The sequence below is a fragment of the Bacillus glycinifermentans genome, from assembly GCF_001042475.2.
GTDB lineage: Bacteria > Bacillota > Bacilli > Bacillales > Bacillaceae > Bacillus > Bacillus glycinifermentans.
Window position 1 is genome coordinate 107,727 of record NZ_LECW02000015.1, and the last position, 15,883, is coordinate 123,609.

General features: G+C 45.3%; 14 protein-coding genes. 12 read left to right on the plus strand and 2 right to left on the minus strand.

The window, feature by feature from the left end:
- The first annotated feature begins 202 nt into the window (after positions 1-202).
- From spoVS to mutL, 9 genes are all read left to right on the plus strand, one after another.
- Complete coding sequence (gene spoVS, locus AB447_RS10780) at positions 203-463, plus strand: stage V sporulation protein SpoVS (protein ID WP_003181955.1); 261 nt, start codon at positions 203-205, stop codon at positions 461-463.
- A 103-nt stretch (positions 464-566) separates the two neighbouring features.
- Complete coding sequence (locus AB447_RS10785; RefSeq protein WP_048354766.1) at positions 567-1,481, plus strand: dipeptidase; 915 nt, start codon at positions 567-569, stop codon at positions 1,479-1,481.
- 124 nt (positions 1,482-1,605) lie between these two features.
- Positions 1,606-2,649 (plus strand): L-threonine 3-dehydrogenase, encoded by a 1,044-nt coding sequence (tdh, locus tag AB447_RS10790; RefSeq protein WP_096892164.1) that lies wholly within the window; start codon positions 1,606-1,608, stop codon positions 2,647-2,649.
- Positions 2,650-2,664: 15 nt separating this feature from the next.
- Positions 2,665-3,840, plus strand: coding sequence for a glycine C-acetyltransferase (locus tag AB447_RS10795; RefSeq protein WP_048354768.1), 1,176 nt, complete (start codon positions 2,665-2,667; stop codon positions 3,838-3,840).
- A gap of 131 nt (positions 3,841-3,971) precedes the next feature.
- Positions 3,972-5,501, plus strand: coding sequence for a tRNA (N6-isopentenyl adenosine(37)-C2)-methylthiotransferase MiaB (gene miaB, locus AB447_RS10800; protein ID WP_048354791.1), 1,530 nt, complete (start codon positions 3,972-3,974; stop codon positions 5,499-5,501).
- A gap of 1 nt (position 5,502) precedes the next feature.
- A complete protein-coding gene (ricA, locus tag AB447_RS10805) occupies positions 5,503-5,934 on the plus strand; it encodes a regulatory iron-sulfur-containing complex subunit RicA (RefSeq protein ID WP_048354769.1) in 432 nt (143 codons plus the stop codon).
- Between the two features lie 193 nt (positions 5,935-6,127).
- Positions 6,128-6,676 carry an outer spore coat protein CotE gene (gene cotE / locus AB447_RS10810; protein ID WP_048354770.1) on the plus strand — a complete coding sequence of 183 codons (549 nt, stop codon included), beginning with the start codon at positions 6,128-6,130 and terminating at the stop codon, positions 6,674-6,676.
- Positions 6,677-6,787: 111 nt separating this feature from the next.
- A complete protein-coding gene (gene mutS / locus AB447_RS10815; RefSeq protein ID WP_048354771.1) occupies positions 6,788-9,394 on the plus strand; it encodes a DNA mismatch repair protein MutS in 2,607 nt (868 codons plus the stop codon).
- Between the two features lie 16 nt (positions 9,395-9,410).
- Positions 9,411-11,294, plus strand: coding sequence for a DNA mismatch repair endonuclease MutL (mutL, locus tag AB447_RS10820; RefSeq protein WP_048354772.1), 1,884 nt, complete (start codon positions 9,411-9,413; stop codon positions 11,292-11,294).
- 462 nt (positions 11,295-11,756) lie between these two features.
- Here the strand turns inward: mutL and bglS are convergent, their stop codons facing one another.
- On the minus strand, positions 11,757-12,488 hold the full coding sequence (bglS, locus tag AB447_RS10825) for a beta-glucanase (protein WP_048354773.1): 732 nt from the start codon (positions 12,486-12,488) through the stop codon (positions 11,757-11,759).
- An 824-nt stretch (positions 12,489-13,312) separates the two neighbouring features.
- Positions 13,313-13,870 carry a GNAT family N-acetyltransferase gene (locus AB447_RS10830; RefSeq protein ID WP_048354774.1) on the minus strand — a complete coding sequence of 186 codons (558 nt, stop codon included), beginning with the start codon at positions 13,868-13,870 and terminating at the stop codon, positions 13,313-13,315.
- A 524-nt stretch (positions 13,871-14,394) separates the two neighbouring features.
- Between AB447_RS10830 and AB447_RS25195 the strand changes: the two genes are divergently transcribed.
- The 3 genes from AB447_RS25195 (at position 14,395) to AB447_RS27235 (ending at position 15,777) form a co-directional block, all read left to right on the plus strand.
- Positions 14,395-14,682, plus strand: coding sequence for a hypothetical protein (locus AB447_RS25195; protein ID WP_231592831.1), 288 nt, complete (start codon positions 14,395-14,397; stop codon positions 14,680-14,682).
- Entirely contained in the window at positions 14,679-15,341 is a 663-nt protein-coding gene (locus tag AB447_RS10845; RefSeq protein ID WP_048354776.1) for an SMI1/KNR4 family protein, read from the plus strand. The genes AB447_RS25195 and AB447_RS10845 overlap by 4 nt, the downstream gene beginning before the upstream one ends.
- Positions 15,342-15,642: 301 nt before the next feature.
- Complete coding sequence (locus AB447_RS27235) at positions 15,643-15,777, plus strand: hypothetical protein (protein WP_269769333.1); 135 nt, start codon at positions 15,643-15,645, stop codon at positions 15,775-15,777.
- The last annotated feature ends 106 nt before the right edge of the window (positions 15,778-15,883 follow it).

Below are 15,883 nucleotides of genomic sequence, written 5' to 3' on the forward strand. Positions count from 1 at the left end.
AAGAACGAAAAATCATTTTAGAAAAATATTAAAAAGAAAGCAGGAATATCCCGGTCTTTTCGTGAATATAGTAAAAATGGAAGGTACCCTGCTATTTTTGAAAAGCAATTAAAAGGGGATGGCTTTTTCAAATGGCAATATCTAACAATGACTGTTCTAATGAACACTCACTTATCCATTGTAAAATTAAGGGGGAGCAGGAATGGAAATATTAAAGGTTTCAGCAAAATCAAATCCAAACTCGGTTGCAGGTGCGCTGGCGGGAGTTTTGAGAGAACGAGGGGCTGCAGAAATTCAAGCAATCGGTGCCGGAGCATTGAACCAAGCGGTAAAAGCGGTTGCGATTGCCCGGGGATTTGTGGCGCCCAGCGGTGTCGATCTGATTTGTATTCCGGCTTTTACAGACATTCAAATTGACGGTGAAGAGCGGACGGCGATCAAATTAATTGTAGAGCCTCGCTGATAGAAAAAGAATGTATTGATTTCATATGTTTCAACCTGCTTACACATGTAAGCGGGTTGTTTTTGATTTGGCTTTGAAAAATCTGTCATGGGAGGGATCGGTCGTGAACATTTTCGATGCCCATTCAGATTTGCTTATGAAACTTTGGAAAAACCCGCGGCTTAATGAATACAGCGATCCTTCGCTGCAAACGCCGGTCAGTGCGCTATTAAACGGAAAGGCAAAGGTTCAGTGTCTGGCGATTTTTCTGCCGGATACGGTGCCGGCGAATCTGCGCCTTGAAATGGCGCTCGTCCAAATTCAGCTGTTCTATGAAAAAGTCGCAAAATATAAACGAATCAAACTGATCAAAAGCAAGTCAGACATCGATTCGCTCAAATTTGATGAAACAGGGATTATCTTAACGATGGAAGGGTGCGAACCGATATCGAAAAATGTAAGACTGTTTGATATCTTTTTTCAGCTCGGCGTCAGAAGCTTCGGTTTGACATGGAATTGGGCCAACGTGTTCGCGGACGGCGCCTTGGAAAAGAGGAACGCCGGTCTTACGCAATGGGGGGAAAAACTGATCAAGATCGCCAACCGGCACCGGGTTTGGACTGACGTTTCCCATTTGTCGGAAAAAAGCTTCTGGGATACGGTTGCCCTTGCTAAATATCCGATTGCCTCCCACTCGAATTCGTACAGCCTCTGTCCGCATCCGCGAAATTTAAAAGATGACCAAATCAAAGCGCTGATCAAGAAAAACGGGGTCATCGGCATCACCTTTGTTCCCGAGTTTATAAATAAGACGCCCCGCATAAAAGACATCCTTTCGCATATCGACCATGTCTGCTCTTTGGGCGGTGAACGGCATATCGGATTCGGCTCCGATTTTGACGGGATCGATAAGGTGATTCCGGGGCTCGAAGCCTACAAGGATTACGACAATCTGATCCATGCATTGGAGCGCCATTATTCTGCAAGACAAGTCAGACGGTTTCTCTATGAAAATTTCATCAGCCGGATTCCGTTTTAAAAAAATATTCCATATTTTTCAGAGGGTGTTCAGATGTCCGCACCACGTGTACATCAATATTTACCGATGTATAAAATCGTGCTACAATCCTAATGTAAAGCGATTTAGCAAAGGGGGTCTGTTCATCATGAGCGGAAAAATGAAAGCGCTTATCAAGGCGGCGGGGGAGCCGGGAGCTGTTTGTGATCTTGTTCCGATACCGGAAATAGGCCAGCGCGAAGTGCTGATTAAAGTCAAAGCCGCGTCGATCTGCGGGACTGATGTTCATATTTATAATTGGGATGAATGGGCAAAAAACAGAGTGAAGCCGCCATATGTTTTCGGCCACGAATTTTCGGGTGAAGTGGCGGCGGTCGGGGAAAATGTCTCGTCTGTCAAAGAAGGCGATTTTGTATCGGCGGAAACGCACTTCGTCTGCGGCAAATGCATTCCGTGTCTGACGGGAAAACAGCATGTGTGCAGCAATACGATGATCCTCGGCGTTGATACAGAAGGATGCTTCGCCGAATATGTCAAGGTGCCCGAAAGCAACATTTGGAAAAATCCGCCCGGCATGCCCGAGGATCTTGCTTCCATACAAGAACCGCTCGGAAATGCCGTTCATACGGTTCTGTCAGGCATTGCGGCCGGATCGAAAACGGCTATTGTCGGCTGTGGACCGATCGGCCTGATGGCAGTCGCTGTGGCAAAAACAGCCGGCGCTTCACAAGTGATCGCCATCGATAAAAACGAGTACAGGCTCGAACTGGCCGTGAAAATGGGGGCAACGGCTACGATTTCGATCGAAAAAGAAGATACGCTTAAAAATGTAAGCGCTTTAACAAATGGGGAAGGCGCAGACCTTGTATGTGAGATGTCAGGCCATCCGACGGCGATCTGCCAAAGCTTAAAAATGGCGGCAAATGGTGGAAGGGTTCACATTTTAAGCCTGCCTGAGCATCCGGTGTGCATCGACATGACCAATGACATCGTCTTTAAAGGCCTTACAGTTCAAGGGATTACCGGCAGAAAAATGTTTGAAACGTGGCGGCAGGTGAGCGACTTGCTCCATTCAGGAGCCATTCAGATCAAGCCCGTCATCACCCACCATTTTTCTCTTGAGGAGTATGAAAAAGGCTTTGAGCTGATGAGGGAAGGACAGTGCGGCAAAGTCATACTGATACCATAAAAAGGAGAGATTGATATGAAAGAATTCACGTTTTTACAAAAAGAGCTCGACACGATGAGGGAACAGGGCACATTTCAAGAGCTGCCGAAGATCGAATCGTACCAGGGACCGATTGTCAGAATGAAGGGAAGAGATATCATTCAGCTGTCCTCCAACAATTATCTCGGCCTCACCTCTCATCCCCGGCTCAAAAAAGCAGCCGTTGACGCAGCCGAGCAATTTGGGGCGGGAACCGGCTCAGTCCGCACCATTGCCGGGACGTTCACGATGCATGATGAGCTTGAGAAAAAACTGGCCGCCTTCAAAAAAACGGAAGCGGCGCTCGTTTTTCAGTCCGGTTTTACGGCGAATCAGGGCATTCTCTCCAGCATTCTCACAAAAGACGATATCGTGATTTCGGATGAATTAAACCACGCCTCCATCATCGACGGGATCAGGCTCACCAAAGCAGGGCGTAAAGTCTATGAACATGCGAATATGGAAGACTTGGAAAAGATCCTGAAAAAATCAATGAGTTACAGAAACAGGCTTATCGTTACGGACGGCGTGTTTTCCATGGACGGGGACATCGCGCCGCTTCCGGACATCGTGAGACTGGCAGAGCAGTACGATGCATTTGTCATGGTCGATGACGCGCACGCGTCCGGCGTACTCGGCGAAAACGGGCGCGGGACGGTACATCATTTCGGCCTTGACGGAAAGGTGCATATCCAGGTCGGCACCCTAAGCAAAGCGATCGGCGTATTGGGGGGATATGCCGCAGGTTCAAAGGTGCTCATCGACTATTTGAAGCATAAAGGAAGACCGTTTCTGTTCAGCACCTCCCATCCGCCGGCAGTGACAGCGGCATGCATTGAAGCAGTCAACGTGCTCTTGGAAGAGCCGGCATTGATCAAAAGGCTTTGGGACAACACGGCATACTTCAAAAAAGGACTCGAAAACATCGGCCTTCCGCTCATTCAAAGCGAGACGCCGATCACGCCGATTTTAATCGGCGATGAAGCGGAAACATGCCGTTTTTCTGCAACCCTGTTTGAACTTGGCGTGTTTGCGCAGGCCATCGTATTTCCGACGGTTCCGAAAGGAAAAGCGTGCATCAGAACGATCATGACGGCGGAGCATACGAAACAAGACCTTGACAAAGCGCTTGACATCATCGAAACCGGCGCCCGAAAATCCGGGCTGCTTTAACGCTCAAAAACAAAGCAAATTACCATTGATAATCATTTTCATTTAGTGTACAATAATGGGTTCTGGGTTGTGCTGACAGCCGAGAACCTTTATACTGTAGGGTGGAGCTTTGTTTGAAAGGAGAAAAAAACATGAATGAGAAACAGCGAACTGAAAGCGGAAAGGTCAATCCACCGGACAAAAAATCCGAGAAGGATTACAGCAAATATTTTGAAGCTGTGTATGTTCCGCCTTCATTAAGAGATGCAAAAAAACGCGGCAAAGAAGCCGTTGAATACCATAACGATTTTAAAATATCAGAGCAGTTCAGAGGCATGGGAGAAGGACGGAAGTTTTACATCCGCACGTACGGCTGCCAGATGAATGAACACGACACAGAAGTGATGGCCGGGATTTTCATGGCGCTCGGCTATGAACCGACCGACTCGACTGAAGATGCAAACGTCATCTTGCTTAACACGTGCGCGATCCGGGAAAACGCGGAAAACAAAGTGTTTGGCGAAATCGGCCATTTAAAAGGTTTGAAAAAGGATAACCCCGATTTGATACTGGGCGTCTGCGGCTGCATGTCCCAGGAAGAATCAGTCGTCAACCGGATTTTAAAGAAACATCCGTTCGTCGACTTGATTTTCGGTACACACAACATTCACCGTCTTCCAGAGCTTTTGTCAGAAGCATATTTGTCAAAAGAAATGGTCGTTGAAGTGTGGTCTAAAGAAGGAGACGTTATTGAAAACCTGCCGAAAGTCCGCCACGGGAAAATCAAGGCATGGGTCAACATTATGTACGGCTGCGACAAGTTCTGTACGTACTGCATCGTACCGTACACAAGGGGAAAAGAGCGCAGCAGACGTCCTGAAGATATCATCCAGGAAGTGAGAAGGCTTGCGGCTGAAGGCTACAAGGAAATCACGCTTCTCGGGCAAAACGTCAACGCCTATGGAAAAGATTTTGAAGACATGGAGTACGGCCTCGGTCATCTGATGGATGAGCTTCGCAAAATCAACATTCCGAGAATCCGCTTTACGACAAGCCATCCGCGCGATTTTGACGACCATCTGATCGAGGTGCTTGCAAAAGGCGGGAACCTATTAGATCATATCCATCTTCCTGTTCAATCCGGAAGCTCTGACGTCCTGAAGCTGATGGCTCGCAAATACGACCGTGAGCGCTATCTCGACCTTGTCGCCAAAATTAAAAAAGCGATGCCGAATGCTTCTTTGACAACCGATATTATCGTCGGCTTCCCTAACGAAACGGACGAACAATTTGAAGAAACTCTTTCTTTATACAGGGAAGTTGAGTTTGACAGCGCCTATACGTTCATTTACTCGCCTCGCGAAGGAACACCGGCTGCGAAGATGAAAGACAATGTTCCGATGCGGGTCAAAAAAGAGCGGCTTCAGCGCTTAAATAACCTGGTCAACGAAATTTCCGCAAAGAAAATGAAGGAATATGAGGGTCAGGTTGTCGAAGTATTAGTAGAGGGTGAAAGCAAAAACAATCCTGATATTCTTGCCGGCTACACACGCAAAAACAAGCTTGTAAACTTTAAAGGACCGAAAGAAGCGATCGGCAAGCTTGTCAACGTGAAAATCCACCAGGCGAAAACGTGGTCGCTTGACGGAGAAATGGTGGGAGAAGCAATCGAGGTGAATTAAGATGACTCTTTACACGAAAAAGGATATCGTGGAAAAAGCGCGCGAGCTTGCAAAAATGATTGCAGAAACCGAAGAAGTCGACTTCTTCAAAAAGGCTGAGGAACAAATTAACGAGAATGCCAAAGTCTCAAATCTGATCAATCAAATCAAAGCTTTGCAGAAGCAAGCCGTCAACTTTAAACATTACGAAAAGCATGAGGCATTAAAGCAAACGGAAGCGAAGATCGATGCGCTTCAGGCAGAGCTCGATAACATTCCGATCATCCAGGAATTCAGAGACTCCCAAATGGAAGTCAACGACCTTCTTCAGCTTGTTGCCCACACGATATCAAATCAAGTGACAAACGAGATCATAACGTCGACCGGGGGAGACCTGCTGACGGGAGAAACCGGATCAAAAGTCAAAAACTCACAACCCAGCTGCTCATTATAAAACAAGGCGCCTATTTAGGCGCCGTTTTTTTTCGTCGTGCCGGCTTATTTTTTAAGTCAAGTTTATCCTCGTTGCTGCATACACTTAAACAGATTCATTAAATGGGTGCTTTATTTTGTTTTCTTCTTAGCGCGCACATGAGACAAATGCCCAGCATAAGATAATACGAGGAAAAACAAGGAGGCATGACTGAATGTCTGAATACAGGGAAATTATAACAAAAGCGGTAGTCGCGAAAGGCAGGAAATTTACCCAGTCCACACATACGATCTCCCCTTCGCAAAAGCCAACCAGCATACTGGGCGGTTGGATTATCAATCATAAGTATGACGCCGAAAAGGTCGGAAAAACGGTTGAGATTGAAGGGACATACGATATCAACGTATGGTATTCGTATGCCGACAACACAAAAACGGAGGTTGTGACAGAACGCGTTTCCTATGTCGATGTCATCAAGCTCAGATATCGTGACAAAAACTACTTAGACGATGAACACGAAGTCATTGCGAAGGTGCTTCAGCAGCCGAACTGTCTTGAAGTGACGATTTCCCCGAACGGGAACAAAGTCGTTGTTCAGGCCGAAAGAGAATTTTTATCTGAAGTCGTCGGCGAAACGAAAGTCGTCGTCGAAGTCAATTCCGAATGGACGGAAAGCGATGAAGAAGAAGCATGGGAAGAAGAGCTTGATGAGGAATTGGAGGAGATTAATCCGGAGTTTTTGGTCGGAGATCCGGAAGAATAAAAGGAAACTAGGGAGACGCCGCCCTAGTTTTCTTTTTTTTCGGAAGGAATGTTTGTGGTATAATCGTTCTTGGAATCAATAGAAACGAGAGATACATAATGGGGGATTAATATGGCAGGCTACACGCCGATGATACAGCAATATTTAAAGATCAAGGCAGAGTATCAGGATGCCTTTTTATTTTTTCGTCTCGGTGACTTTTACGAGATGTTTTTCGAGGATGCGAAAAAAGCGTCACAGGAGCTTGAAATCACATTAACGAGCAGAGACGGCGGATCAAGCGAGAGAATCCCGATGTGCGGCGTTCCTTACCATTCCTGCTCATCCTATATCGAACAGCTGATCAAAAAAGGCTATAAAGTGGCGATCTGCGAGCAGGTGGAAGACCCGAAGGAGGCAAAAGGAGTCGTCAAAAGAGAAGTGGTTCAGCTCATTACGCCGGGAACCGTCATGGACGGAAAGGGCATTCACGAAAATGAGAACAACTTTATCGCTTCTGTCAGCGACTTTCAGCATACATACGGCCTTGCCTTTTCAGATTTGACGACCGGAGAGAACTTAGTGACGGCGATTGAAAGATTTGACGATGTCGTTTCCGAAATTTATTCCGTCGGAGCGCGGGAAATCGTCGTCTCGAGCGGGATCGGCGAACAAGAGAAAACGGTTTTAAAAGAGCGCTGCGGAGCGACCATTTCCTTTGAAGACGAACAGGCAAATGAGGCGCCTGACATTGTAAAAGGTCTGCCGTCAAAAGAGCTTATTGATACATTCATGAGGCTGTACACCTATTTGAAGCGCACGCAAAAGAGAAGCCTTGACCATCTTCAGAAGGTAGAGCCTTACGAATTGGAAGAAGCGATGAAAATCGATCTTTACTCGAAGCGGAATCTGGAGCTGACGGAGACGATCCGCTCCAAAAATAAAAAAGGCTCGCTTCTCTGGCTCCTCGATGAAACGAAAACGGCTATGGGCGGCCGCCTTTTAAAGCAATGGATCGACCGGCCGCTGATCAGAAAAGGGCAGATCGAAGAGCGCCAGGAGATTGTCGAAACGCTGATTGCCCATCTGTTTGAACGGGAGGATCTGCGCGAGCGGCTGAAAGAAGTGTACGACCTCGAACGGCTTGCCGGCCGGGTCGCATACGGAAACGTCAACGCAAGAGACTTGATCCAGCTGAAAGAATCGCTAAAACAAGTCCCGGCGATTAAAGATCTAGTCGCTTCTCTCAATCATCCAAAGGCAAAAGCGCGTGCTGAAAAAATCGATCCATGCGGCGATTTGCTTGAGCTTTTGGAGGAGGCGCTCTACGAAAACCCGCCGCTTTCATTGAAAGAAGGAAACTTGATAAAAGACGGCTACAACGCGAAGCTTGACGAATACCGGGATGCGAGCAAGAACGGAAAAGACTGGATTGCGAAGCTCGAGCAAGAGGAGCGCCAGTACACAGGCATCCGTTCGCTGAAAGTCGGCTTTAATAAAGTATTCGGCTACTATATCGAAGTGACGAAAGCGAACATCCATCTTCTCGAAGAAGGCAGGTATGAACGGAAGCAGACGCTCGCAAACGCTGAACGCTATATCACGCCTGAACTGAAAGAAAAGGAAGCTTTGATTCTCGAAGCGGAAAACAATATATGCGAGCTTGAATATGAGCTGTTTTCCGAGCTTCGCGATCGGGTGAAAGAATATATTCCCCGCCTGCAGCGGCTGGCGAAAATGATGAGCGAGCTCGATGTGCTGCAATGCTTTGCGACGATCAGCGAAAACCGCCATTACGTTAAACCTGAGTTTTCCGAAGACGTCGTTCAGGTAGTCGACGGACGGCATCCGGTCGTCGAAAAAGTGATGGACAGCCAGTCGTATGTACCGAACAGCTGCGAAATGGGCGAAGGCAGACAAATGCTTTTGATTACAGGACCGAACATGTCAGGTAAAAGCACGTACATGAGACAAATGGCGCTGATTTCCATTTTGGCGCAAATCGGCTGCTTCGTTCCCGCGAAAAAAGCGGTTTTGCCGATCTTTGATCAGATTTTCACGAGAATCGGCGCAGCCGATGACTTAATTTCGGGACAGAGCACCTTTATGGTAGAAATGCTTGAAGCCAAAAACGCGATCGTCCATGCAACGAAAAACAGCTTGGTTTTATTCGATGAGATCGGGCGCGGGACATCCACATACGACGGAATGGCGCTCGCCCAAGCGATCATCGAATATGTGCATAACCATATCGGCGCGAAAACGCTCTTCTCCACGCACTACCATGAGCTGACAGCGCTTGAAGAGAAGCTTTCCGACTTGAAAAACGTTCACGTTCGGGCGGAAGAATACGAGGGGAAAGTCGTCTTTCTTCACCAAATTAAAGAAGGCGCCGCAGACAAAAGCTACGGCATCCATGTCGCCCAGCTTGCGGAGCTCCCCGACGATTTAATCAGCCGGGCCAAAACGATCCTGCAAGAGCTTGAAGCAGGCGCAAAAGAACCGGCCGTTTCCCAAGCGGTGCCAGTACAAGCAGAAACAGCCGGAAAATCCCAGGCGCCTGCGGTTGAGCCGGCGCAGCTGTCCTTCTTTGAGACGGACAAGCCGCGGGAAAAGCAGGCCAAGCTGTCCAAAAAAGAACAGGGTGTGCTTGACGAATTTAAGGCGCTGAATCTGCTTGATATGACGCCTTTACAAGTGATGAATGAGCTGTACAGGCTGCAAAAAAAATTAAAATAAAGAGAGGTGACCGCACTTGGCAAAAATCGTTCAGCTTCCCGACGATTTATCAAATAAAATCGCGGCGGGAGAAGTTGTCGAAAGACCGGCCTCCGTCGTCAAAGAGCTTGTTGAAAATGCGATTGACGCAAACAGCTCGGTGATCGAAATCGATGTCGAAGAAGCAGGGCTTTCGTCCATCAAAGTTCTTGACGATGGCGAAGGGATGGATGCGGAAGACTGCAAAACGGCTTTTTTGCGCCATGCTACAAGCAAAATCAAGAATGAAAACGATCTGTTCCGCGTCAGAACGCTTGGGTTTCGCGGAGAAGCTTTGCCAAGTATCGCGTCTGTCTCACATTTAAGCATCAAAACGAGCACAGGGGAAGGCGCGGGAACCCATCTGACGCTTCAGGGAGGAAGAATCATTTCCGAGCAAAAATCGTCTAGCAGGCGGGGAACCGAAATTACGGTGTCCAATCTGTTTTTCAATACACCGGCAAGGCTGAAATATATGAAAACGATCCATACGGAGCTCGGCAATATTACAGATGTCGTCAACAGAATCGCCCTCGCGCATCCGGAAGTGTCACTCAGGCTGCGCCATCAAGGGAAAACCTTGCTGCAGACAAACGGAAACGGGGATGTCCGCCATGTACTGGCAGCGATATACGGTACGGCCGTCGCAAGAAAAATGATTCCTCTTCACGCGAGTTCCCTCGATTTTGAAGTGAAAGGCTATATCGCGCTCCCGGAAATCACGAGGGCATCGCGAAATTACATGTCATCCGTCGTCAACGGCAGATACATTAAAAATTTTCCGCTCGTCAAAGCGATTCATGAAGGCTACCATACGCTGCTTCCGATCGGGCGGCATCCGATCACGTTTATTGAAATCAACATGGACCCGCTCCTGGTCGACGTCAACGTGCATCCGTCAAAGCTCGAAGTCAGACTGAGCAAAGAGACAGAGCTCCATGAGCTCCTCCGCGACGCCATTAAAGACGTCTTCAAACAGAGGCAGCTCATTCCTAGTGTACAGGCGCCGAAAAAAACGGCGCCGCCCATCATCAAACCCGAGCAGCAAAAGCTGGACTTCGACAATCGGCCTGAACCGGCTGATGAGCCAAAGACAGAACGGGAAACAGCTCCGGCCTACTCACCGATGAAATTAAGCTCGATTGTCAAGGAAGCGCCGATCCATACGGAGGAAAGAGAAGAAAACATCGCGCAGGAAGCGCCTCCCGAACCGCCGGAAATCGAAGTCCGCATGCCGGATGAGGAGGATGAAGCGCCTCCGTACATCGAACAAGAGGAAGAGATGGTCGAGCCGAAAGAGCGCGTCCCGATCATGTATCCGATCGGCCAGATGCACGGCACCTATATTCTCGCCCAAAACGAAAACGGCTTGTACATCATCGACCAGCACGCCGCACAGGAGCGGATTAAATACGAATACTTCCGCGAAAAAGTCGGGGAAGTCGAACCGAATGTCCAAGATCTCCTCGTTCCTTTGACGCTGCACTACTCAAAGAACGAAGCGATCATCATCGACGAGCACCTGGAAGACCTCGCAAAAGTCGGCGTCTTCCTCGAATCATTCGGCGCAGGCAGCTACATCGTCCGCTGCCATCCGACATGGTTTCCTAAGGACGAAGAAACGACGCTGATCGAGGAAATCATCCAGCAGGTTCTCGATAACCGGAACATCGATATCAAAAAATTGCGCGAAGAAGCGGCCATCATGATGAGCTGCAAAGGCTCCATCAAAGCCAACCACCACTTGCGCGACGACGAAATCAGAGCCCTGCTCGACGAACTCCGCCGGACGTCCGACCCCTTCACATGCCCGCACGGACGTCCGATTATCATTCATTATTCGACGTATGAGATGGAGAAGATGTTTAAGCGGGTGATGTAGCAAGGCTTTAAATGGTGGGTGAATAGGTTTGCCCACCATTTGCCCACCGATTAATTATTAAGGTACTTTTCGAAACGCAAAACGCTTTCTGTTTCATGTTTTTTTGTAATGTGAAGATAAACATCCGCTGTCATGTAAACAAGAGACGCCGGATATGATTGCGGCGTGGACGGCAGCAAGTGATTTTAGTGAACGAAAGAGAAAGATTGATAGAACAACAGAAAGAAATTGAAGAAACCATCAAAAAATTGATTTTAAAATTGAAAGATATGAAGATGTCATTTTAACAAAAGAAAGAGAACAAGAATCAAATAAAAGCAAACCCAGTCATATGAATCAAAAGAGAGCTGACATCATCTCGATAAGATTCGTATCAAAGACGATTCATGCCGACAACTTCTCATTACAATCATAAGAGCCTAGTTATAATATTGAGGCAGCAGGCTCTTATCATTTTTGACATTATTTTTTTGTATAACGCACCCAGTCGTAATGAGCGTATAGAGGTGTTACACCATTGTAGGAACCGAGCCAGTCATCGACACCAATACCATTCCACAAGTTCATCATGATCCTTCCTGGCGTAGTCGGAATTTGGCTCGTCGCGGTATGTTTTAATTGCCCATCGACATACCATTTAATCGAGTTTGGCTGCCAATCGAACGCATACGTATGATAGGCATTGGCTGCATCAAATCCGAGATTCACAAGCTTCTCATGGTTTCCTACACCATTCGTATAATAGTTAAATTCAACCTTTGTTGTGTCTTTTCCTAAAAATTCGATATCAATCTCATCCCAAGGAGTTCCATCCGTTGGACCTGTGTAAGTGAAGAACGATGAAACGATCCCTACGTTTTTAGCTGGTTTCATTCTGACTTCATAAAGTCCATAACCATATGTTTGAACAGAGCGATTTTCCCCGCAGTCAAACTTGTTATAAGATGGACTTGTTAGCCCCAAACGCATTTCACCTAATGACGTCATTGATACGTTATTTGCACGCCAAGTGCAGTTGAACACATCTCCATTCGAATAACCATTTGCTTTTTGCCATAAACCGGAGTTATAGCTGTTAAAAGGGTCATAAAACGATCCGCCTGCTTGAGCCGAGGCAGTAGAAGTGACTGTAGACAAACTCAAAAACAATCCAGTGACAAGAAGCAACACCACTCGTTTCATACGATAAGGCATGTTGGCATTCCCCTTTCATTGAAAGCGCCTTCTCAATTGATCATACCTGATTCTTTTAAAAGGGAACATCGGTCAAAATAATGATAATAACTTTTCATAAATAAAAACCCCCCGTTTAAAACGAAGAGGGGGATTTACCATGTAATCATATTTTCGATCATATTAGATTGCCAACCATTACTTCTCCTAATCAAGTTTATTTTCGAAAGAGAATCTTAAAAAAACTTTATATAACGTTTTAGTTGATTGTCGTTTACTTTCGAAACCTCAAATGTATTCGACGTATGAGATGGAGAAGATGTTTAAGCGGGTGATGTAATGATGAAACGCTCATAGCCGCTGGCAAATCAGCGGTTATGAGCGTTTTTGCTGTTTTTTATGTGGTGATTTTATTTTTGAAAGCATAAAAGCAGGAGCAGAGCCGCTCTTCAAGCAAGAAAACGATGCGCCGGTTGAAGAAGATTCTCTTACTGAGAACGACAATCAGGATGACCAGGAAGATGAGGTAAACGGAGCTGTATAGAGGGTGGACAAACCGTCCTCCTCTATGCACCTATGAAATTAGCCAACAAAAAAACCGAAGCGGTTGCTCCGGCTATGGTACACACAGTGGGCACCTCTATCATAGCACAGGGAGCGATGCAGGTGATCAGCCCAAGACAATTAGACGTCAACCAAGATTTATCGATTACACATAAAATTCAACGCGGAAAGTAACTGCCACCGTTTTATACAACGGCCTACGACGCCGAGGCACCGGAGTATGGAAAAACGATCACTGAAACAGCGAAGGGTGATTTTGCCTGTGTTAATTGGTTACAAGATTAAGTAGAAACTTTATAAAAACATTTAAATTCTTCTTTTGTCATACCAAAATAGATTTCATCAAAATATGAACCATTTGTATAAATCATATTTCGTAACCTGCCTTCTTCAACAAAATTAAGATTTTTGTGAAGAGTTATAGATTCATTGTTAAACGAGTAAACGCAAATGGTTGCCTTTTGATATCTAAGTTCAAAGAAATAGTATCTCAACACAGTTAAAATCATATCTTTACTAAAACCTTTCCCTCTATAGCTAGGGAAAACAGATAGGGCATAAGAAAATGTACCATTTTTAATATCACAATCAAATGTTTCAATCGTGCCGATTACATTTTCATCTTCATCTTCAGCAATAAAATAAAAATCGTCACTTTCATTTGAAGGAGTTTTTGATATAGTATCAATCCATTCTTGAATTTGTATTCTGGTTCGAGGAAAAGAAATTGAATTCAGATTCTTTAATATGTCACGATCCAAAGTATCAAATATATGTATATCTTCTTTTAAAGGTGCTCTTAACTTAATTTTACTACCGAGCCAATAAGCTGATTTCATTAAGCCTCATCCCTTTCTATAAAAATTTAAATCAATCAAATTATACCATTTTAAAATTGGTTGGAGAGGATTAAATAAAATATATAAAGCCAATCACCGTTAATTCAAATACCTATATTGTCCGGCGAACCGTGCCAGCCAGTGGGATTTCAAGATGGGGCTACTGTTATGAAGATTACAGAAAAAAACACGTTCTTTGGATTGATTAGAGGCTTTGTGGTACACTTTGACACGAAAGCAGAGCTGTATATTCATTCGAATGATGTAATTGTTCACCGTGTGTCAGGAGGGAAACAACTTGAGACTAAAAGCCCACTACTAAAGTAGTCAAGGTAGGAAAATATGTTTTCAAAGCGAATAAAGGTGCGAAAACGGCGAAAAGGGTTTCGACTAGTACTGCTAAAAGGCCAGGGGGATATCTCAAGGAAGATGTTGATGAACATGGCTATTTAAGCCCAGGGGTTAATCGTGCACCAGGGAACAAAAATATTGCTTCTGATAATCGAGTACAGTCTCACCACCCAATACAAAATGAATGGGCGAAAAGATGGGCTAAAGAAGGTGGATTTGATTATAACGAAAAGAAAGCATCCGCAATACTTCTCCCGTCAAGCTCTGGCCATTCACACGCAAAAATTTCTTCTATGCAGAGAAAGCGGAGAAAAATCGAGGGATTTAATACTGACATACGTTATGAATTTAATGTGAGTTATAGGGAAATGATTGAAGCAGGTGTTGATCAAAAAGCTACCCGAAAAGCAATGAAGGATGCATATAAATATTTCGATGGTTTGGGAGGTTTTGTAAAGTGATTGATTTATCAATGGTTTCAGATTTGATAAAAAATAAGCCGGCAAGTGAAACTGAAATTCAAGAGTCAGAAGATATTCTACAAGCTAAATTACCAAATGTGTATAAGGATTTATTAAGAAATACAAATGGTTTTTCAATTGGTGGCGGGGTGGCTATTTATGGTACAGAAGATATTGTGGAAAGAAACGAGACATGGGAAGTAGATGAATATGCAAGAGGATATGTCTCTATTGGCGATGATGGCGGAGGTAATGTTTTCCTAATGCTTCAAAATGAAAAGGAAACAGAAGTATTAATTGTAGATTCTGGGGATATGGATCCAAGCCATGCTACTGTAATTACTTCAGATTTTATTGAATGGGTGAATAGTGGTTGCATTATAAGTGAATCAGAACAGAAAACAATAAGTGAGCCACCTGATACCTGCAATATAGTGTTAGCAAAGACCCCTAATGGAGGATTGAAAGATTTAATAAGAATAAAGAATGTATTAGGGACTGAGATTTCAACAGCAGATCTACTAAAGGGTTCAAAAAATCCCCCTTACTTATTAATGGGGAGATTCCCATATGGAAAGGCAAAGAAACTAATTGAAAAATTAGGACCCATTGGTACGGTGCTGAGTATAGAGCCGATTGTCAAAGATAATAAACATTAGCAAATTAAAGAGAAATATTGCTGAAAATCACCAAAACCTTGATTGGCTATGGCCTTTCAAGGATTTTTTTATGTTCAAATCCGAGAAAAATCCCACACAAAGGGGGATAAAATAGGGGACTTTTTCTATTCCACTTTGTCATACGATAGAGACAAGGAAAACGAACGTGAATATCAGGTCCAAGACGGAGAGCCTGCGGACGCTGATCTTTTGCACATTGATATTGTGCAGCTGATTGGTGGCCGCTTTTTTTATGGCCAGAACGGGAGACGCACCTTTCCCTTATCAAGTGTGCACCTAGATGTATCGAATGATGATGATGGTCGTCAGCTTCACAGGAGGAGCGGCTGGAGTCTATGCAGTATTGCGCGCGACGGGGAATGCAAGCGGTGAGATCCCGTTTGCACATGAAGTCACTTTCACAGGCTCCTTTTAATCTTTGCGTCCTCCTGGAGAATAGCTGGAGCCATTTCAAATAAAAAAAGCGAATAGTGCAAGGTGTTGTTTATTCGATAAGGAGAATGAAATATGAAGATGAGAGA